The 19,727-nt window shown below is 78.3% G+C and carries 17 protein-coding genes and 2 pseudogenes; 8 read left to right on the top strand and 11 right to left on the bottom strand.

Annotated features, from left to right (window positions below):
• Positions 1 to 51: 51 nt before the first annotated feature.
• Positions 52 to 837, top strand: coding sequence for a hypothetical protein (locus PHY01_RS11605; RefSeq protein WP_141278601.1), 786 nt, complete (start codon positions 52 to 54; stop codon positions 835 to 837).
• An 8-nt stretch (positions 838 to 845) separates the two neighbouring features.
• Here the strand turns inward: PHY01_RS11605 and PHY01_RS11600 are convergent, their stop codons facing one another.
• From PHY01_RS11600 to PHY01_RS11570, 7 genes are all read right to left on the bottom strand, one after another.
• Positions 846 to 1,778 carry a universal stress protein gene (locus PHY01_RS11600; protein WP_141278600.1) on the bottom strand — a complete coding sequence of 311 codons (933 nt, stop codon included), beginning with the start codon at positions 1,776 to 1,778 and terminating at the stop codon, positions 846 to 848.
• Between the two features lie 101 nt (positions 1,779 to 1,879).
• Positions 1,880 to 4,486, bottom strand: coding sequence for a cation-translocating P-type ATPase (locus PHY01_RS11595; protein WP_246085846.1), 2,607 nt, complete (start codon positions 4,484 to 4,486; stop codon positions 1,880 to 1,882).
• Between the two features lie 91 nt (positions 4,487 to 4,577).
• Positions 4,578 to 4,787 (bottom strand): DUF1918 domain-containing protein, encoded by a 210-nt coding sequence (locus PHY01_RS11590; RefSeq protein WP_141278599.1) that lies wholly within the window; start codon positions 4,785 to 4,787, stop codon positions 4,578 to 4,580.
• Positions 4,787 to 7,078 carry a phosphoenolpyruvate synthase gene (gene ppsA, locus PHY01_RS11585; protein WP_218030112.1) on the bottom strand — a complete coding sequence of 764 codons (2,292 nt, stop codon included), beginning with the start codon at positions 7,076 to 7,078 and terminating at the stop codon, positions 4,787 to 4,789. Before ppsA ends, PHY01_RS11590 begins: the two co-directional genes overlap by 1 nt.
• A gap of 5 nt (positions 7,079 to 7,083) precedes the next feature.
• Complete coding sequence (locus PHY01_RS11580; RefSeq protein WP_141278598.1) at positions 7,084 to 7,968, bottom strand: universal stress protein; 885 nt, start codon at positions 7,966 to 7,968, stop codon at positions 7,084 to 7,086.
• 127 nt (positions 7,969 to 8,095) lie between these two features.
• Positions 8,096 to 8,686 carry a universal stress protein gene (locus PHY01_RS11575; protein WP_170183768.1) on the bottom strand — a complete coding sequence of 197 codons (591 nt, stop codon included), beginning with the start codon at positions 8,684 to 8,686 and terminating at the stop codon, positions 8,096 to 8,098.
• 16 nt (positions 8,687 to 8,702) lie between these two features.
• A complete protein-coding gene (locus PHY01_RS11570; RefSeq protein WP_141278596.1) occupies positions 8,703 to 8,903 on the bottom strand; it encodes a hypothetical protein in 201 nt (66 codons plus the stop codon).
• 246 nt (positions 8,904 to 9,149) lie between these two features.
• Here PHY01_RS11570 and PHY01_RS11565 point away from each other — a divergent pair, with 246 nt between their 5' ends.
• Complete coding sequence (locus tag PHY01_RS11565; protein ID WP_246085845.1) at positions 9,150 to 10,844, top strand: SulP family inorganic anion transporter; 1,695 nt, start codon at positions 9,150 to 9,152, stop codon at positions 10,842 to 10,844.
• Between the two features lie 15 nt (positions 10,845 to 10,859).
• Here PHY01_RS11565 and PHY01_RS11560 read toward each other — a convergent pair whose 3' ends face one another.
• Positions 10,860 to 11,768 carry a universal stress protein gene (locus tag PHY01_RS11560; protein ID WP_170183767.1) on the bottom strand — a complete coding sequence of 303 codons (909 nt, stop codon included), beginning with the start codon at positions 11,766 to 11,768 and terminating at the stop codon, positions 10,860 to 10,862.
• A 178-nt stretch (positions 11,769 to 11,946) separates the two neighbouring features.
• Here PHY01_RS11560 and PHY01_RS11555 point away from each other — a divergent pair, with 178 nt between their 5' ends.
• Both PHY01_RS11555 and PHY01_RS11550 read left to right on the top strand, forming a co-directional pair.
• Positions 11,947 to 12,918, top strand: coding sequence for an Acg family FMN-binding oxidoreductase (locus PHY01_RS11555; protein ID WP_170183766.1), 972 nt, complete (start codon positions 11,947 to 11,949; stop codon positions 12,916 to 12,918).
• A gap of 150 nt (positions 12,919 to 13,068) precedes the next feature.
• Positions 13,069 to 13,716 carry a response regulator gene (locus PHY01_RS11550; protein WP_141278593.1) on the top strand — a complete coding sequence of 216 codons (648 nt, stop codon included), beginning with the start codon at positions 13,069 to 13,071 and terminating at the stop codon, positions 13,714 to 13,716.
• Positions 13,717 to 13,733: 17 nt separating this feature from the next.
• Here PHY01_RS11550 and PHY01_RS11545 read toward each other — a convergent pair whose 3' ends face one another.
• Positions 13,734 to 14,000 carry an EAL domain-containing protein gene (locus PHY01_RS11545; RefSeq protein WP_246085844.1) on the bottom strand — a complete coding sequence of 89 codons (267 nt, stop codon included), beginning with the start codon at positions 13,998 to 14,000 and terminating at the stop codon, positions 13,734 to 13,736.
• 29 nt (positions 14,001 to 14,029) lie between these two features.
• Entirely contained in the window at positions 14,030 to 14,227 is a 198-nt protein-coding gene (locus PHY01_RS11540) for an EAL domain-containing protein (protein ID WP_141278591.1), read from the bottom strand.
• Between PHY01_RS11540 and PHY01_RS11535 the strand changes: the two are divergent.
• From PHY01_RS11535 to PHY01_RS27580, 3 genes and pseudogenes are all read left to right on the top strand, one after another.
• A pseudogene (locus PHY01_RS11535) lies at positions 14,228 to 14,497 on the top strand (cytochrome d ubiquinol oxidase subunit II); the annotation flags it as partial.
• Entirely contained in the window at positions 14,494 to 17,340 is a 2,847-nt protein-coding gene (gene cydD, locus PHY01_RS11530; protein WP_246085843.1) for a thiol reductant ABC exporter subunit CydD, read from the top strand. The pseudogene PHY01_RS11535 and the gene cydD, both read left to right, overlap by 4 nt.
• Positions 17,262 to 17,681 (top strand): annotated as a pseudogene (locus tag PHY01_RS27580) (ATP-binding cassette domain-containing protein); the annotation flags it as partial. The gene cydD and the pseudogene PHY01_RS27580, both read left to right, overlap by 79 nt.
• Before the next feature lie 191 nt (positions 17,682 to 17,872).
• On the opposite strand, the gene PHY01_RS11525 reads toward PHY01_RS27580, so the two are convergent.
• The gene (locus tag PHY01_RS11525; RefSeq protein ID WP_141278590.1) at positions 17,873 to 18,475 is read right to left on the bottom strand and encodes a CBS domain-containing protein; all 603 of its coding nucleotides are present in this window, start codon (positions 18,473 to 18,475) and stop codon (positions 17,873 to 17,875) included.
• 351 nt (positions 18,476 to 18,826) lie between these two features.
• Between PHY01_RS11525 and PHY01_RS11520 the strand changes: the two genes are divergently transcribed.
• Positions 18,827 to 19,660 carry an SPFH domain-containing protein gene (locus tag PHY01_RS11520; protein WP_141278589.1) on the top strand — a complete coding sequence of 278 codons (834 nt, stop codon included), beginning with the start codon at positions 18,827 to 18,829 and terminating at the stop codon, positions 19,658 to 19,660.
• Positions 19,661 to 19,727 lie beyond the last annotated feature (67 nt).

Raw genomic sequence — 19,727 nt, 5'->3', positions numbered from 1 at the left:
CACCCGCCGCCCGTCCGTCCCCGTCCCACCCCCACACCTGCGGAGCCCGCCATGCCGACCCCCGCCCGGTACCGCACGGCCCTGCCGGCGGCCCTGCTCGCGGTCGCGGCCCCGGTGACCCTCGCCGCGTGCGGCGCGACCGCTCCCCCGCCCGCCGTCCCGGCGGCGCCCCCGTCCGCGCCCGTCGCGACTGCGCCGGTCGAGCCCGCGCCCACCGCCGCCCCGGCGCCGCCTGCCGCCTTCGACCACCTCCCGCTGTGGCCGTTCGCCGACGCCGGACAGGCGCGGGCGTGGCAGGAGTCCTCCCGCTCGGGCGGGCACCAGCCCTGGCACCTCGACCCCGCCGCGACCGCGCTGGCCTTCACCGGCGGGTACCTCGGGTTCTCCGGGATCGACCGCGTCACGGGCGTGACCGTCTCCGGTGACGAGGCCTGGGTCGGCGTCGGCCTCGCCCTGCCCGACGGCCGCGACTCGACCGCCGCGCAGGTGCACCTGGCCCGCCTGGGCACCGGGGACGACGCGCCGTGGGAGGTCGTCGGCACCCGCGACACCGACCTCGTCCTGGACACCCCCCGCTACGGCGCCGCCGTGCGTTCGCCGCTCACCGTCGGCGGGACGATCACCGGCGTCGACGAGAGCCTGCGCGTGCGCGTCCTCGGTCCGGACGGCCCGGTCGGGGAGCACTGCTGCTCCCCCGCGGGCGGCGAGGCCACCCGCTGGTCGGTCGGGGTGCCGCTCACCGATCCCCCGGCGGGCGTCCTGACCGTCGTCGTGTCCACCGGCGGGCACGTGGCCGACGTCGAGCGGTTCGCGATCACCGGCGTCCGGGTGGGCTGACGCCCCCGTCAGCCTGCCTGCGGCACCGGCCGGGCGAGCGGGCCCACGACCACGACCGGGCAGTCGGCCCGGTGCACCAGTGCCGTGCTCACCGATCCGAACAGCAGGCCGGCGAGGTCGCCCCGGCCGCGGGACCCCACGACGACCAGCTGGGCCCGCGGCGCCCCGGCGAGCAGGAGGTCGACCGCGCGACCGGACCCGCCCACCACCCGGACGTCGACGCCGCACCCGGCGCCACGCGCGACCGCGTGCTCGGTCAGTGACCGCAGCTCGAGATCGGCCAGCACCTCGCGGGCGACCGCCGGGCCGACGAGCAGGTCGGTCGCCGGGCCGTCGGGCGGCTGCCCGCTGCCGTGCAGCACGACCAGTTCCGCGCCGCGGGCGGCGGCCAGCTCCAGCGCGACGTCGAGGACGGCGTCGTCGCCCGGCGTGCCGTCCACGCCGACCACCACGGGCAGCCCGGCCGGGTCCCGGGGGTGCCCGCGCACGACGACCACCGGGCACCGCGACCGGCCCAGCAGGGGCACCGCCACGGACCCGGCCAGCACCCCCTCGATCCGGCTCGTGCCGCGGTCGCCGACGACGAGCAGGCGGGCGGCGCGGGACTCGTCGGCGAGCACGGTCACCGGGTAGCCGGTGCGCAGCTCGGTGGCGACCGCACCCCCACCCGCGGCCACCGCGCACCCACGGGCCGCGTCCAGCACCTCGTGCAGCCGGCGGTCCCGCCCGGCGCGTCCGGGCAGGTGATCGCCGACCAGGCCGGTCGCCGCCACCAGGCGCAGCGGCGCACCGAGCCGCACCGCCTCGGACGCGGCCCAGGCGACCGCCGCGCGCGCGTGGTCGGTGTCGTCCACCCCGACGACGACGGGCCCGGCCGCGCGCACGTCGCGCGCCCCCGTCACCCGCGCGCCGGCCGGTGGACGTGTGCCCGATGGATGCATGTCCCTCACCTCGACTCCCACACCGCAAGCATCGAGCCGCACCGCCGTGGCGGGCAGGGGTCGCGCGGCACCTGCGGGCGGGCCGTCCGGCCCCCGGCGGATCACGCGGCGCGCCCCCGGGTCGCCGCCTTGTGCACCCGGTCGACCAGCAGGACGGCCGGGACGGCCAGGGCCGCCAGCGCCCAGCCCGCCGCCGTCGGGAGCGTGTGCCCCAGCACCCCGGCGACCGGGGGCACCGCCAGGAAGACCCCGAGCAGCCCCAGCTCGACGACGACCGCGACGAGCAGCAGGCGGTTGCCGCGCAGCGACCACCGCCCGGCGGGGCGGTGCTCGCTGCGGCAGGCGAAGGCGTTGGCGAGCTGGCCGAGCACCACCGCGGTGAACGCGGCTCCCGACGCCGCGGCGAGCAGCGGCACCGACGGGGTCGCGCCCCAGCGCCAGCCGCCGAGCAGCAGCACCGCGAGGAACGCGCCGAGCTCGACGACGGCCTCGGTGGGGCCGAGGACGCCGAACGCGCGGCCGAGCACGCGGCGGTCCACCAGCCGTCCCGTGCGGGCCGGGCCGCGCAGCGCCGAGGAGGTCGGCGGTTCGGCGCCCAGCGCGAGCGCGGGCAGCAGGTCGGTGCCGATGTCGAGGGCGAGCACCTGCAGGACCCCCAGCGCCAGCGGCACCCCGCCTGCGGTGAGCCCCCACAGCAGGAACGGCGCCAGCTCCGCGACGTTGTCGGTGAGGTGGTAGGTGAGGAAGCGCCGGATGTTGGCGAAGGTGGCCCGGCCGAAGGCGACCGCGGTGACGATCGTGGCGAAGTGGTCGTCGAGGAGCACCAGGTCGGCGGCCTCCCGGGCGACGTCGGTGCCGCTGCGCCCCATCGCGACGCCGATGTCGGCCTCGCGCAGCGCCGGCCCGTCGTTCACCCCGTCACCGGTCATCGCCACGATGTGGCCGCGGGCCCGCAGGGCCCGGGCGATCCGGAGCTTGTCCTCCGGCGTCGCCCGCGCCACGACCGTGCCGTCGTGGTCGATCAGCTCCCCCAGCGCGGCGTCGTCGGGAGGGAGGTCCGCGGCGACGACGACCGGGCTGCCGGGCAGGGCGAGCCCGACCTGCTCGGCGACGGCCCGCGCCGTCGCCGGGTGGTCCCCGGTGATCATCGTCAGCCGGATGTGCGCGTCGCGGCACCGCCGCACCGCCTCGGCGACGCCGTCGCGCGGGGGGTCCTGCAGACCGACGACGCCGAGCAGCTCCAGACCGCGCTCCAGCGCGGGCGGCGCCGCGGCGTCGGCGGTGCCGGGCGGCAGCACGCGGGCCGCCACCGCGAGCACCCGCAGCCCGTCCCGGGCCATCGCGTCGACCGCCGACGCCGCGGCCGGCTCCGTCCCGCACAGCGGCAGCACGGTCTCGCCGGCCCCCACGACGACCACCTCGGCTGCGCCGCCGGGGCCGCCGACGACGGCGAGCGTGCGCCGCCGCCGGGGGTCGAACACCACGCGGCGCACCTCGGGCCGGGCCCGTTCGTCGGCGGCCGGGTCCAGCCCGCAGCGCAGCGCCAGGACGTGCAGCGCGACCTCCATCGGGTCGCCGACGGGGGTCCACACCCCCTCCCGGAGGACGGCGCGGCCGGTGACCGCCCGGGCCGCGGCGCCGGCCAGCCGGGTGACGGCGGCGCGGGCCGGGCCGGCGTCGACGGTGCCGTCCGGGTCGTAGCCGCTGCCGTGCACCTCGGCCGCGCCGGGCGGCGTCCAGACCCGGACCACGCTCATCCGGTTGCCGGTCAGCGTGCCGGTCTTGTCGGTGCAGATCACCGTCGTCGAACCGAGGGTCTCCACCGCCTCCAGCCGGCGCACCAGCGCGCGCTCGCGCGCCATGGCGTGGGCGGCGCGGGCGAGCGAGAGCGTGACGGTCGGCAGCAGCCCCTCGGGGACCAGCGCGACGGTCACCCCGACGGCGACCAGGAACCCTGCCGTCGGGTCCATCCCCAGCAGCAGCGCGACGCCGAGGAACACCACCCCCACCAGCACCGCGATCACCGCGACGACCCGCACCACCTGGCTCAGCCGCTGGGCCAGCGGGCCGGGCGGGCGCCGGGTGGCGCGGGTGAGCGCCGCGATCCCGGCCAGGCGGGTCGCCGCCCCCGTCGCCGTCACCGTCGCGCGGGCCGTGCCCTGGGTGACGAAGGTGCCGGCCAGTGCCCGGCCGCCGGTGTCCGGCCGCACCGGCACGCTCTCCCCGGTCAGCAGCGACTCGTCGAGGGCGAGGCCGTCGACGCGGTCCAGGCGCAGGTCGGCGCTGATCCGGTCCCCCGCGTCGAGCAGCACGACGTCGCCGCGCACCAGCTCCTCCGCGGCCACGGTGACGCGGTGCCCGTCGCGCAGGACCGTCGCCCGGACCGGGAGCAGGTCGCGCAGCCGCTGCCCGGCGCGGTCGGCCCGGTACTCCTGGACGAACGCGAACACCCCGTTGACGACGACCACCACCGCGATCGCGACGCCGAGCTGGGGCATGCCGCCGATCACGGCCAGCCCGGCCGCGACCCACAGCATGACGGCGAAGAAGTGCGTGAGCTGGCGCAGCAGCAGCAGGACCGGCGCGGGCGGGCGCGGTACCGGCAGCGCGTTGGGTCCGTCCGCGGCGAGCCGGCGGGCCGCCTCCGCCGTGCCGAGCCCGTCGGGCCCGGCCGGTGGACGGTCGCCGGGGAGGTCCGGCAGGGTCACGGCCCCACCACCCACCGGCCCGCCCGAGGTGGGACGACGTCGCGGCCCGTGCGGCGCCCCCGTCGGCCCGGTCACGGGCGGCCCGGTCACGTCAGGACCGCCCCCCGCTGGTCGGCGCCGGGCACCGCAGGTGCGCGTCGGGCGGCGGGAACAGCAGCGACTCGTGGTCGTCGTCGAGCCAGCGGACGCGGTAGGGCGGTGACCCGTCCTCGTGCGGCACGCCGACGATCCGGCCGCGCCGCGACACGTGCTCACCGGGAGCCGGTGGGATGACGAGCCAGTCGCCGACGTGGGCGCGCATCAGGGCACCGCTCCGCGCCGGGCCGCGTCGAGCAGCAGCCTGCGCTCGGCCGAGGCGACGGCCGCCCGCACCGCGTCGACGGCGCCGGGGTCCACCGAGACCGAGGTGATCCCGGCGGCGACGAGGTGGTCCACGTACCCGGGCCGGGCCGAGGGCGCCTGCCCGCACAGCGACGAGGTGATCCCGAGCAGGTTCGCGGTGTCGACGATCTCGCCGACGGCCGCCAGCACCGCGGGGTCGGACTCGTCGTAGAGCTCGGCGCACAGCTCCGAGTCGCGGTCGACGCCCAGCACCAGCTGGGTGAGGTCGTTGCTCCCGATCGACACCCCGTCGATGCCCATCCCCACGTAGGCGGGCAGCCAGTGCCGCACCGAGGGCACCTCGGCCATCACCCAGCGGTGCATGCCGCGACGGGCGCCCAGCGGGCTCGCGTCGACCAGCTCCAGGCACGCCTCCAGCTCCCACCGGGTGCGCACGAACGGGATCATCAGGTGCAGGTTCGGCGTGTGTTCCCGGACGCGGTCGAGCACCCGCAGCTCCAGGTCGAACAGGTCGGGCTCGCGCAGGTACCGGAACGCGCCGCGGTAGCCGATCATCGGGTTGTGCTCGACGGGCTCGTGCGCCTCGCCGCCGCGCAGCCCCCGGAACTCGTTGCTGCGCAGGTCGGTGGCCCGGTAGACCACCGGTCGCGGGGCGAACGCCCGGGTCACCTGCAGCAGCGACCCCGCCATGGCCGAGACGAACCGCTCCTGCTCGCCCCGCGCCACCAGCTCGCGGGGGTGCCAGCCGTCCAGCGCCCGGGTGAGCATGAACTCCGCGCGCAGCAGCCCGACGCCGTCGACCGGGCCCGCGGCCACCCGCTCGGCCTGGTCCGGCGCCGCGAGGTTGACGTAGACCCGGGTGGCCAGCGGCACGGCCGGCACCGGGGCCGCGGCGACGGGCGCGGTCGTCGCGGGCGCGCGCCGCTGCACCCCGGGGAGGACCTCGCCCGTGCCGCCGTCGACGGTGACGGCCGTCCCGTCGCGCAGCACGGTCGTCGCCCGGCGCGTCCCGACCACGCACGGCACGCCCAGCTCCCGGGCCGCGATCGCGGCGTGGCAGGTCGCACCGCCGCTGTCGGTGACCAGGGCCGCGGCCCGCCGGATCGTCGGCAGCCAGTCCGGGTTGGTCATGGGGGCGACGAGCACCTCGCCGTCGACCAGGGACCCGCCCAGCTCCGGCGCGGTGAGGACGCGCACGCGCCCGCCGGCGCGGCCCGGTGCCGCGGCGAGGCCGCGGACCAGCGGTTCCGTCCCGGCCCCCGAACCGGACGACGGGCCCAGCGTGGTGACCGGGCGGGACTGCAGCAGCCACAGCCGGCGCCCGACCATGGCCCACTCGACGTCCTGCGGCACCCCGAAGTGCTCCTGCACCCGCAGGGCCAGGCGTGCGACCGCCCCGGCCTCGTCGTCGGACAGCACCCGCGCCCGCCCGCGCTCGGCATCGAGCGGCACGGTCAGGTCGGCGCCGTCGCGGCCCCGGACGATCTCGTGGGTCTGGTGCCCCACCCGCAGCGCCATGAGCCGGACCCCGTCGGCGTCGAACTCGTAGGTGTCGGGCTCGACGGCCCCGCTCACCACCACCTCGCCCTGCCCGAACGCCGCCTCCACGACGACGACGTCGGTGCGCCCGCCGACCGGGTCGGCGGTGAACGCCACCCCGGCCCGCTGCGCGGGCACCATCACCTGGACCACGACGGCGACGGCCGGCTCCGCGGCCAGCCCCCGCGCGGCCCGGTAGGCGACCACCCGCGGCGAGTAGGCGGACACCCAGCAGTCCACGACACGCGCCAGGAGATCGTCCACGCCGCGCACGTTGGTGAAGGTGGCGTTCATGCCGGCGAACGAGTCCTGCGCGCCGTCCTCACCCACCGCGGAGGACCGCACCGCCACGACCGTCCCCCGCTCGCCGGGGTCGGGCAGCCGCCCGTAGGCCGCGCGGACCGCGGCCTCCAGGGTCGGCGGGACGGGCGCGGTGCGGGCCAGGTCCGCCGTCCGCGCGCACAGTCCGGCGAGCGCCTGCGGGTCGTCGGTGGCCGCGGCCAGCGCGGCGCCGTGGCTGCGGGCCACGTCCGCGTCGATCCCGGCGTGCCACAGCGCGGCCAGGTGCTCGGCGGCCGGGACGACGAACCCCGGGGGGACCGGGAAGCCCGCACCCAGCAGCTCGCCCAGGTTCGCCGCCTTGCCGCCGACCTCCTGCAGGTCGGCGGCGGTGAGGTCGGCGAGGTCCCGCACCGCGGCGGGTGCGGACACCGCCGTCACCCGGGCTCCCCGGGCCGGACGACGGCGACCGGGCACGGGCTGCGGTGCAGGACGGCGTGGCTGACGGACCCGAGCACCAGCCCGGCGAACCCGCCGCGCCCGCGGGACCCGACGACCACCAGCTGCGCGCCTACGGCCTCCTCCAGCAGCGCGTGCGCCGGGCGGTCCCGGGTGACCACCCGCCGCACCACGACGTCCGGGAACTTCTCGGCCCAGCCCGCGAGCCGCTCGCCCAGCACGACCTGCTCGTCGACCTCGATGGCCTCCCAGTCCAGCAGCGGCGCGATGACGGGGTCGGCGACCAGGTCCGTCCAGGTGTGCACCGCCACCAGGGGGGCGCCGCGCAGGGCCGCCTCCTCGTAGGCGAAGGCCAGTGCGAGCTCGCTGACCGGCGACCCGTCGATCCCCACCACGACCGGCGCCGTGGGCGCGACCGCCTGCCCCGCGCCGCGCACGACCACCACGGGGCAGCCACCGTGGGTGGCCAGTGCCATCGCCACCGACCCCAGGAGCAGGCCGCCGACGCGGCTCAGCCCGCGGTCGCCGACCACGACCAGCTCCGCGCGACGCGACTCCCGCACCAGCACCCCGATCGGGTACCCGACGACGAGCTCGCTCTCGACGGGGACGCCGGGCGCGTGCGCGGCGACGGCGGCCTCCGCGGCGGCCAGGTCACGCCGGGCGTGCTCGAGCATGATGTCGCGCCGGCGTTCCCCGAGCCCCGGGTGGCCGACGGCCTCGGTGGTCCAGCCGAACGCGTAGACCAGCCGCAGCCGGTCGTGTCGCCGCGCCGCCTCGTCCGCCGCCCACCGCGCCGCGTCGAGCGCGCTCTGCGACCCGTCGATGCCCGATACCACGGTCCTGCTCGATCGAGCGTCCATGACCTTCCCCTCGTCGGTGTGCCGCGATCGTCGCTCCGTCGCACCGGCCGGCGGCACGGGCCGACGCCCCGGGGCGCAGGGCCCTCCGGCCCGTTCCCGGCCGGGCCCCACCCGGCGTGCCGGACCGTCAGCCGGCGGGCACCGGCGTCACGGTCAGGGGCACCGGCTCGGTCACGGGCCGGGGCACCGGGACGGGCGGCACGACCGTCACCGGGCAGCAGGCCTCCAGCAGGCAGCGCAGGGCCACCGAACCGAGCAGCCCGACCGAACCGAGCAGCACGCTCGCGGCGGCACCGCGGCCGCGGTGGCCGACGACGAGCAGGTCGGCGTCGCGGGCGGCGTCCAGCAGGACGGCGGCGGCCGGCCCCGGCACCGCCCGGACCTCGACCGCCGGCTCGTCGCCCGGCTCGTCGACCGGCCCGGAGCCCGTCGCGAGGCGGCGGCGCGCCGCCGCGTCGCGCGCCCAGCCACGGCCGACCCGGACGGCCGCGTCGAGCAGGTCGTCCGGGACCGGCAGCAGCGTCGGGCGGTAGGTCGGCGCCCACGGCTGCGGCGGGTCGACCGCGACCACCAGCCGCAGGCCGGCGCGGCGGCGCGCGGCGTCGCCCAGGGCGTGGTCCAGGGCCGCGAGCGACCCGGCCGAGCCGTCCACCCCGACCACGACCACGCCCGGCCCGCGGTCCGGCCGGGGCTCCCGTCCCGGGTCGGGGACGGTCACCGCCCGCGGACCGGGGTCACCGGCGGGGGATCGAGCGGAGCTCGACGCGGGCCGGCGGCTCGGCCGGGGCCGCGGGGTCGCGCACGACGGCACCGTCGACGAGGACCCAGCCACCGCGCAGGTGCGCGAGCGCCCGCTCCGGCGAGATCCCGGACTGCACGAGCCGGTCCAGGACGGTCCGCACGTCGAGCGCCGTGCCGCCGGAAATCGTCTGCATGATCATCACCTCGGTGTGGGGGGAACCTCTGGGGGCCGGACCGTCCCACCGGATCCGCGCGCCCGTCAGCGCCGAAGGTCCCCTCCTCCGGGCGCCCACCGGCCCTGCCGCGGCGCACCGCACGGCCGTCGCAGGCCCCGGCCCCGGCGGCCACGATCGACGGCGGCACAACCGGAACCGGTGAGGTGGACCGATGCGCGGCACCGACGGCACGCGGGGCCGTCCGGCCCCCGGCGGGTGATCGGGGTGCGGCGCGTCGGCCCGGTGCTCGGGGACGGGATCGGGCCGGGTCTGTCGGCACTGCGCCGGCGCGAGTGGTCCGCGCTGTCCGCGGACCTGCTCGCCGGCCTGACCGTCGCGGCCTACCTGGTACCGCAGGTGCTCGCCTACGCGGCGGTCGCCGGGCTGCCGCCGGTCGTCGGGCTCTGGGCCTCGGTCGGGGCGCTCGCGGCGTACGCGGCGTTCGGGTCGTCCCGCCTGCTCTCGGTCGGGCCGGAGTCGACGACGGCGGTGATGACCGCCATCGCGATCGCCCCGCTCGCGGCCGGTGACCCCGCCCGCCATGCGGTGCTCGCCGCGGCACTGGCGGTGCTGGTCGGCGTGCTGTGCCTGGCCGGGCGGGTGGCGCGGCTGGGTTTCCTGGCCGACCTGCTGTCGCGCCCGGTGCTCGTCGGCTACCTCGCCGGCATCGCGCTGATCATGATCGCCGGCCAGCTCGGCAGGCTCACCGGCGTCCGGTACGAGGGCGGCACCTTCGTGCAGGACGTCGTCGGCATGGCCCGGGAGCTGGACCGGGTCCACGCTCCCACGCTCGCCGTCTCGGCGGCGGTGCTGGCCGTACTGGTACTGCTCGCGGCGTTCCTCCCGCGGCTGCCCGCGCCGCTGATCGCGGTGCTGCTCGCCACGGCGGTGAGCGTCGCGGCCGACCTGCCGCGCCACGGGGTGTCGGTGGTCGGCCCGGTACCACCGGGGCTGCCGACGCCGGCCGTCCCGCTGGTCGGCCCGGCCGACCTCGCCGCCCTGCTGCTGCCCGCGCTCGGCGTCGCGCTGGTCGGCTACTCCGACAACGTGCTGACCGGGCGGGCCTTCGCCCGGGAGGGCCTGCGCGTCGACGCCGACCGAGAGCTGTTCGCGCTCGGCGCCGCCAACATCGCCGCCGGGGTCCTGCAGGGCTTCCCGGTCAGCAGCTCCGGCAGCCGGACGGCGATCGCCGCGGCGGTGGGCGGGCGGAGCCAGCTGGCGTCGGTCGTCACCGTGCCGGCCGTCCTCGTCGTGCTCGGCGCCGGGGGTCCCGTGCTCGCCGCCTTCCCGTCCGCCGCGCTGGGCGCCCTCGTCGTCTACGCGGCGGTCCGGCTCGTCGACCGGCGGGAGTTCGTCCGCTTCGCCCGGTTCCGCCGGTCCGAGCTGCTCCTGGCGCTCGCGACCACGACGGCGGTGCTGGCCGTGGGCGTGCTCGGTGGTGTCCTCGCCGCGGTCGGGCTGTCGATCCTCGACCTGCTCCGCCGGGTGTCCCGGCCGCACGACGGCGTCCTCGGCTTCGCCCCCGGCCTCGCCGGCATGCACGATGTCGACGACCACCCCGGCACCACGACCGTCCCGGGCCTGGTGGTCTACCGCTACGACGCCCCGCTCTGCTTCGCCAACGCGGAGGACTTCCGCACCCGGGCCACCGCCGCCGTCGACGCCGACCCGCACCCGCGCTGGCTGCTGCTGAACCTCGAGGCGGTCGTCGAGATCGACATCACGGCGGCGGACGCGCTGGCCGGGCTGTGCGCGGACCTGCGGCGCCGCGGGATCACCGTGGCGCTGGCCCGCGCCAAGCACGAGCTGCTCGGCGACCTCGCCCGCAGCGGCCTGCGGGAGCGCATCGGCGAGGACCGGATCTTCCCGACGCTGCCCACCGCGGTGGCCGCCTACCGGGAGGAGACGGCGCGACCCTGACCGGCGGCACCCGGGTCAGGGACGGGACCCCGACACCGGCCCGGCGGCCCGCGACCCCACCATCGCGGGGCCGACCACGACGACCGGGCACTCCGCGAACTCGACGAGACCCCGGCTGGTCGACCCGAGCAGCACCCCGCCGCGCGGGGTCGGCTGCGGGGCGCCCCTCCGGTGCCCGACGACGATCATCCGGGCGCCCGCGGCCCGGTCGAGCAGGGCGCGCAGCGGGGTGTCCTCGTCCGGGTCGGGCTCGATCGCGAGGTCCGGGTGCGCGACGGCGACCCGGGAGAGCTCGGCGGTGAGCAGGTCCCGGGCCTCCGCCGCGAGCACCGCCGGGTCCTCGGGCCTGCGGTGCGCGGAGCCGTCGCCCGCGGCGACGACGTCGGACCACGCCCGCGTGCCCACCAGACGCGCGCCCAGCGCCCCGGCCAGCCCGGCCGCGACGTCGAGCGCGGCCCGGCCGGCCGGGGAGTCCTCGACGCCGACCACGACGGGACCGCCGCGCGGCGGCGGGAGGTGCGGGGCGCGGCCGCGGATGACCGCGACCGGGCACCGCACGCGCTCCAGCAGCGAGACCGCCACCGAGCCCGCGAGCATCCCCGTCCAGGCGGCCTCGCCGTAGCTGCCCAGCACCAGCAGCACGGCGTCCTCGGCCCGGGCGGCCAGCACCCCGACCGGTTCGCCGGGCAGCACCTCGACGGCACAGCCGCCCACCCCCAGGCGCAGCGCCGTGACGCGCAGCTCGTCCAGCCAGACCGGCACGGGGCCGGCCGTCCGCTCCCCGTAGGCCCCCCGCACCACGTGCACCAGGAGCAGGTGCCCGCCGTGCGCGGCCGCGAGGTCGGCCGCCCACTCGGCGGCCTCCCGCGCGGAGTCCGACGGGTCCACCCCGACCACGATCCGTCCGGTCCCGGTCCAGCTCATGCGCCTGCGCCTCCGTCGTCGTCGGTCCGGCGAGCGTCTCCCCGCACCGCCGCGCCCCACAGGGGGCGGCGGACCGCCCGGGCCGGGACCAAGGACCCGGATCGCGGTCGCCGGTCGTCGCCACCCGCCGGGGCGACCGCCTCTGTGTCGACCCGGACCACGGGCGGACGGTGCGGGCATGGGTGGTGTACCGGTCGGTGTCCTGGCCGCGGCGGTGGAGCGGGCGCTGCGGGCGCCCTCGGTGCACAACACCCAGCCGTGGCGGTGGCGGTTGCGCCCGGGCGTCGTGGAGCTGCACGCCGACCGGGCCCGGCAGCTGGTGGGGACCGACCCCGACGGCCGCGACCTGATCCTGAGCTGCGGCGCGGCGCTGCACCACCTCCGCGTCGCCCTCGCCGCGGCGGGCATGTCGGCGCACGTCGGCCGGCTGCCCTCACCGGAGGACCGCGGCCACCTGGCCTCGGTGCGCGTCGGGAACGGGCCGCCCGAGCCCGGCTTCGCCGCGTTGAGCCGCGCCGTCGACGAGCGGCGGACCGACCGCCGCCCGCTCGGCGCGGAGCCGGTCGCCCCGGACGTGCTCGCCCGCCTCGTCGCGGCCGCGACGGGGTGCGGGGCCACGCTGCACCCGGTGACCGGCGACGAGGCCCGGCACCGGCTCGACCGGCTGCTGGCCGACGCCGCGACACGCCAGCGCTTCGCCCCCGGCTACGCCGCCGAGCTGACGATCTGGAGCCACCGCTGGGCCGCGGCCCGCGACGGTGTGCCGGCCTCCGCCCGCACCTCCCGCGGCGCCGTGCCGGACCTGCGCGCGTTCCCCCGCGGCGACCTGGGTGGTGCCGGTGCCGCCGTGGGCCCGCCCGACGGCTCGGTGCTGCTCGTCCTGACCACCGTGGGCGACGGGCTGCTCGACCGCCTGCTCGCCGGCGAGGCGACCAGCGCCGTCCTGCTCGCGGCGACCCTGCGGGGGCTCGCCACGACGCCGTTGAGCCAGGCGTCGGAGGTCGCGGCCACCCGCGCCCAGCTGGCGTCGACCGTGCTGCGCTCGCCGGACCACCCCCAGCTGGTGATCCGGGTCGGGCACCCCGGTCCGGACCCGGGACGGCTGGAGCGGACGCCGCGCCGGGCCCTGGAGGCGGTCCTGCTGCGGTGATCGCCCACCCGCCCCGGTCGCCGCCCCGCGGGCGGCGGTCCCGAGGTGCGCGCACTGGGCCGTTCGGCCCTGCCGGGCGGGCCCAACGGCCGCCGCGGCGGCCCGTCGCCGCCCGGTACCGTCGAGCCCGTCGACGACGAAGGGCAGCCTGTGACCATCTCCGTGTTCCTGCTCGACGACCACGAGATCGTCCGGCGCGGCATCGCGCAGCTGCTGGAGTCCGAGGAGGACATCGCCGTCGTGGGCGAGGCCGGCACCGCCGCCCAGGCGCTCGCCCGCATCCCGGCCCTGCGCCCGGACGTCGCGATCCTCGACGTCCGGCTGCCCGACGGCGAGGGCGTCTCGGTGTGCCGCGACGTGCGCTCGGCCGTCAGCCCGCCCCCCGCCTGCCTGATGCTCACCTCCTACTCCGACGACGAGGCCCTGTTCGGCGCGATCATGGCCGGGGCGTCGGGTTACCTGCTCAAACAGGTCGCCGGGGTCGATCTGGTCGGGGCGGTGCGCACGGTGGCGGCGGGCGGTTCCCTGCTCGACCCGCGCGCCACCGCCGCGGTGCTGGAGCGGCTGCGCACCGGCGACGCCCCGGCCGATCCGCGCTACGAGTCGCTGAGCCCGCAGGAGCGCCGGATCCTCGAACTCATCGCCGAGGGCCTCACCAACCGGCAGATCGGCGCGGAGATGTACCTGGCGGAGAAGACGGTCAAGAACTACGTCTCCTCGCTGCTGCACAAGCTGGGCTTCGCCCGCCGCACCGAGGCCGCCGTGTACGCGGCCGAGCTGCGCCACGGCCCCCGCTGAGTCACGGCCCCGCTGAGTCACGGCCCCGCTGAGTCACGGCCCCCGCCGGCCGGGCCGGGCCGGCGCGCCCCGCACCAGACACCGGGATCCGGCCCGGGCCTGCCCAGCAGGTAGCCCTGGCCGAGGAGTCCCGGGGGCAGCGCGTCGAGCTGGCTGCGGGACTCGATGCCCTCCACGACGCACCGCAGACCCAGCTCGGAGGCGAGCTGCGCCACCGTCCGGACGATCGTGGCCCTGGTCGGGTCGGTGGTCATCCCGGCGGTGAACGAACGGTCGATCTTCACGGCGGTCACCGGGAGCGTCACGAGGTAGGTCAGGCTCGCGTACCCGGCGCGTCGTGCAGCCGGGCGAGGGCCTCGAAGCCGACCAGATCACCGGTGTCGAGATCGTGGACGGGCTGGTAGGCGACCGACAGCGCCGCCCCGGGCCGCGGCGGGCCCACCCGCCCGGCCAGCGCGGTGCGGAGCAGGTGCTCGACCCGGCCGCGCTCGACGAGGTCGGCGCGGAGCACGCGGTGACGGTGACGCTGTTCGGCTCCCTCTACCCCGACGTCCTGCCGTCGACCACCGACCCGGCGTTCGGCCTCACCACGACCAACGCCGCGTCGACGCCCTACACCCTGACGATCATGACGTGGGTGGCGGTCGTGTTCACCCCGATCGTCCTGGCCTACCAGGCCTGGACGTTCTGGGTGTTCCGCCGCCGCATCGGCACCTCCGACATCCCCGCCGCGGCCGGGCTGCCCGCGGGCGGGCACCGGGAGGGTGAGCAGGTCCGATGAGACCGCTGGACCCGCGGCTGCTGCGGCACGCCTCGGCGGCACGGCGCTACGTCGTGCTGGCCGCCGCGCTCGCCGTGGCGACCGCGGGCCTGGTGCTCGTGGCCGCCGAGCTGCTCGCCCGGGCCGTCGACGCGGCCTTCCTCGGCGGCGCCGGGCCCGGCGCCCTGGCCCCGCTGCTGCTGGGCCTGCTCGCCACCGTCACCGCGCGCGCCGTGCTGGCCTGGGCGGGCGAGGTGGCGGCGCACCGCGCGTCCGGCGACGTGATCCGCCAGCTGCGGTCGCGGCTGGTGGGGCACGTGCTGGCGCTCGGCCCCCGGCACCCCGGACTGCCGCCCACCGGCGAGCTGGCCACCCTGGCCACCCGCGGGCTCGACGGGCTGGAGGGCTACTTCAGCCGCTACCTGCCGACCCTGCTCGTCGCGGCCACCGTGCCGGCCGCCGTCGCCGGGCGGATCCTGTTCGCCGACCCGCTCTCGGGACTGGTCGTGGGCCTGACGGTCCCGCTGATCCCGATCTTCATGATCCTGGTCGGGCTGCACACCGAGCGTTCCACCCGCCGGCAGTGGCGCACCCTGGCCGTGCTCGGCCACCACTTCCTCGACCTCGTCGCCGGGCTGGACGTGCTCGTCGCGTTCGGCCGGGCACGCCATCAGTCCGGGCGGCTGCACGAGCTGGCCGAGTCCTACCGGCGGGCCACGATGCGCACCCTGCGCGTCGCGTTCCTCTCCGCGCTGGTGCTGGAGCTGCTCGCGACCCTGTCGGTGGCGCTGGTCGCGGTGTCGATCGGGCTGCGCCTGGTCGACGGGCGGCTCGACCTGGTCACCGCGCTGGTCGTGCTCATCCTCGCCCCGGAGGTCTACCTGCCGCTGCGCGCGGTCGGCGCGCGTTTCCACGACTCCGCCGAGGGGCTCGCGGCCGCCGCGGAGGTGTTCGCGGTCCTGGAGACGCCGCTCACCGGCTCGGGCCGGCGCATCCCGGCGCCGGACCCGTCGCGCGTCGCGGTCCGGTTCGACGGCGTCGTCGTCGAGGGCCGCGGCGGGCGGGTGCTCGACGGGCTCGACCTCGTGCTGGACCCCGGCACCGTCCTCGGCGTGCGCGGCCCGAGCGGGTCGGGCAAGTCCACCCTGGTCGACCTGCTGCTGGGCCTGCGCCGCCCGGACGGCGGCCGGGTCACCGTCGGCGGGGTCGATCTCGCCGACATCGACCCCGACGCCTGGACGCGCCGCGTCGCGTGGGTCCCGCAGCGCCCGGTGCTGGTGCGCGGGACGGTGGCCGACAACATCCGCACCGGCGTCCCCGACGCCCCGGACGCCCGGGTGGCCGCGGCCGCGGCCGCCGCCGCACTGGACGTCCCGCTCGACCGGGACGTCGGCGAGGACGGCAACGGGCTGTCGACCGGGCAGCAGCGTCGCGTCGCGCTCGCCAGGGCCGTGCTCGCCGACCGGCCCCTGCTGCTGCTCGACGAGCCCACCGAGGGCGTCGACGCCGACACCGAGGCCGCGATCGTCGCGGCGCTGCCCGGCATCGCGGCCGGCCGGACCGTGGTGCTGGTCAGCCACCGGGCCGAGCTGCTCGCCGCCTGCGACCGGGTGCACACCGTGGACGCCCCCGGGAACCCGGTCCCGGTGCCCCCGCCCGTCGTCCGGCCACCCGTCCCCCCGACCCCCTCCCCCGAGACCCCGACCGCGGTACCTCCAGCCCCCGAAGGGCCGCGGTCGGGCCCCACCTCCGCCTCCCCGCTGCGCTGGACCCCCCTGCGCTGGACCCCCCTGCGCTGGACCCCCCTGCGCTGGACCCCCCTGCGCTGGACGCTGTCGGCGGCCCGCGGCCGGCGCGCCCGGCTGCTGCTCGCCGCCCTGCTCGGCGCGCTCGCCCTCGGCTGCGGGGTCGCCCTGACCGCCACCTCGGCCTGGCTGATCTCCTCCGCCGCGCTGCACCCGCCGGTGCTGGCGCTGATGGTCGCCATCGTGGCCGTCCGCACGTTCGGCCTGGGCAAGGGCGTGCTGCGCTACGCCGAGCGGCTGGTCTCCCACGACGCCGCGCTGCGGGTGGCCGGTGCGCTGCGGGTGCGCATCTGGGAGGCGCTGGTGCGGCTGGGACCGGCGGCCACCGCGCGCCTGCGCCGCGGGGAGCTGCTGTCGCGGCTGGTGGCCGACGTCGACGCCCAGCAGGACCTGCTGGTGCGGGTCCTGGTGCCCGCCGCGGCCGCCGCCGCCGTCGGCCTGGGCACCGCGCTCGGGATCGGGCTGCTGCTCCCGGCCGCGGGCCTGGTCGTCGCAGCCGGGGTGCTCGCCGCCGGGGTGCTCGCCCCCGCGGCCACCGCCTGGGCCGCGCACCGCACGGAGCGCCGCACCGCCGCCGCCCGCGGGGAGGTGCTCGCCGGGGCCGTGGAGCTCGTGCAGGCCGCCCCGGACCTGATCGTGTTCGGTGCCGCCGCCCGGTTCCGGGACCGGCTCACCGCCGCCGACGCCCGCCTCGGGGTGCTGCTGCGCCGCGCCGCCACGGCCCGCGGCCTCGGCGCCGGGATCGCCGTGCTGACCACCGGCGCCACCTCGGTGGCGGCCACCGCGGTCGGCGCCGCCGCCGTCTCGGCCGGGACGCTGCCCGGGCCCGCGCTCGCCGTGCTGGCGCTCACCCCGCTCGCGCTGGCCGACGTCGTGGCCGGGCTGCCCGACGCCGCGGTCCGGCTGCTCACCGCGCTGCCGAACCCCTGCGCGCGGCCCCGCTCCCCCCGCCGTCGGGGTTCACCGCCGACGGCCTCGCGGTGCGCTGGCCCGGCGCCGTCACCGACGCCGTCCGCGGCGTCGACCTGGACCTGCGCCCCGGCACCCGGCTGGCGCTGACCGGGCCGTCGGGCTCGGGCAAGTCGACCGTGGTCGCCGCCCTGCTGCGCACGCTCGAACCCGGCGCGGGCGTCCTGCGCGCCGACGGCCGTGACGTGCGCGAGCGGGCCGGGGACGGGGTCCGCGACGGCATCGCCTGGTGCGGCGCACGCACCCACCTGTTCGACAGCACCCTGCGCGCCAACCTCGCGCTGGCCGCACCGGGGGCCTCCGACGCGCAGCTCGTCGCGGCGCTGGAGCGGTCCCGGCTGGGTGCGTGGCTCGCCGGTCTGCCCGACGGGCTGGACACCCCGGTCGGCGAGCACGGGGGCGCGGTGTCCGGCGGGGAACGCCAGCGCCTCGGCATCGCCCGCGCGCTGCTCGCCGGGCGCAACGTCCTGGTCCTCGACGAGCCCACCGCCCACCTCGACCCGGCCACCGCCGACGCGCTGGCCGGCGAGCTGCTCGCCGTCACCGAGGGGCGCACCGCGCTGATCGTGACCCACCGTCCCGAGCAGACCCCCGGGCTGACCCGCATCCGCCTCGGCGACCGCTATCCCTGCGGGACCACCCGGACGTCGGCGACGCCGCGCACGGCGGCGGCCACCACCGCGGCGGCGTGCCGCTCGGCCGGGTCGACGAACGGGTCGGCCAGCGTCACGACGCCGTCGTGGACCGACACCGACCAGCGACCGGGGCCCGCGTAGCGCTCCAGCCTGCGCCGCACGTCGGCCGCGATGGCGGCGTCGGCCCGGGTGAGGGTGTCGACCACGTCGCGGCGGCTCACGATCCCGACGACCCGGCCCGCCTCGACGACGGGGACCGACCGGATGCCCCGGGCCGCCATCTCCCCGACGAGGTCGGCGACGTCGGTCCAGGTCCGCGCCGTCACGACGTCGGTGGTCATGACGTCCGCGACGCGCACCGGTGGGCCGCCCGCGGCGAGCTCCCCGCCCAGCAGCGGCGAGCGGGGGTCGTGCCGGATCCGGTCGCGCAGCAGGTCGGCCTCGGTGACGATGCCCAGCAGGCCGCCGTCGTCGTCGACGACGGGCAGGGCGGTGAAGCCCCGCCCGCCGAGCAGCGCGGCCGCCGCGCGCACCGGGGTGGCCGGGGACGCCGTCAGCGCCGGCCGGGTCATGATGTCGCGCACCAGCATCGGGCTTCCTCCTGGATCGGGCGGTTCTGCGGTCCCAGCGTCGGGCACCGGGTGGGCGCCGGGGTACGGCCGAACGCCCCGCGCCGGGGTGGCGACCGGCAGGCTCACCCGATCACCACGGCGATGCCGTGTCCCGCGACGAGCGCGGTGGCCGGCAGGCGGAGCGCCGCGACGGCGGTCCCCGCGGCCGGCGCCACGATCGGACCGGGGCGGGCCGCCGGGCACGGCCGTCGGTCCCGAACCCGTTCGCCGCACGATGTGTCCCGCGCCCCGCACACCGGGTCCGACGGCCCGTGACCACGGTGCGTCCGGTCCTGCCCGCGGCCGCCGCCGTGCGGCAGCGTCGGGCGCATGCAGACGTGGCAGAGCGTGCTGGTGGGCGTGGCGGCCGTCGCGGTCGCGCTCGCCGTGGGCAGCATCCGGATGGTCCAGCAGTACGAGCGCGGCGTGGTGTTCCGCTTCGGCCGGGTGCTGCCCGGCGTGCGCGAACCGGGCCTGCGGTTCATCGTGCCGATCGCCGACCGCATGCAGAAGGTCTCCGTGCAGGTGATCGTGCTGGCGGTCCCTGGCCAGGGCGCGATCACCCGGGACAACGTCACCGTCCAGGTCGACGCGGCCGTCTACTTCAAGGTCGTCGACCCGGTGAAGGCCATCGTCAACGTCCGGGACTACCAGCACGCGGTCGGCCAGGTCGCCCAGACCTCGCTGCGCACCGTGATCGGCCGCGCCGACCTGGACACGCTGCTGTCGGACCGGGAACGGATCAGCGCCGAGCTCAAGGCCGTGATCGACGAGCCGACCGAGCAGCCGTGGGGCGTGCGCATCGAACTGGTCGAGCTCAAGGACATCGCGCTGCCCGAGACGATGAAGCGCTCGATGTCGCGCCAGGCCGAGGCCGAGCGGGAGCGCCGGGCCCGCGTGATCGCCGCGGACGGCGAGTACCAGGCCTCCACCCGTCTCGCCGACGCCGCGCGCACCATGCACACCACGCCCGGCGCGTTCCAGCTGCGTCTGCTGCAGACCGTCTCCGACGTCGCCGCCGAGAAGAACAGCACGCTCGTCATGCCGTTCCCGGTGGAGCTGTTGCGCTTCTTCGACCGCGCCGGCGCACCGGTCACGGTCCCCGACACCGCCGCGGGCCTGCACGACGCCGCGGTCCTGCACGACCACGTCGACCACCGCTGAGGATGCCCGCCCCCCGGGGGGCCCAACGGCCCGCCGCCGCGGGCCGGGTGCCGCTGACGGCGCCCGC

Origin of the sequence: Pseudonocardia hydrocarbonoxydans (assembly GCF_006539565.1) — a bacterium.
In the GTDB taxonomy this organism is placed as follows: Bacteria; Actinomycetota; Actinomycetes; order Mycobacteriales; family Pseudonocardiaceae; genus Pseudonocardia; species Pseudonocardia hydrocarbonoxydans.
Note: the sequence above shows the minus strand (reverse complement) of the source record. Positions and strands in the feature narration are given on the sequence as shown.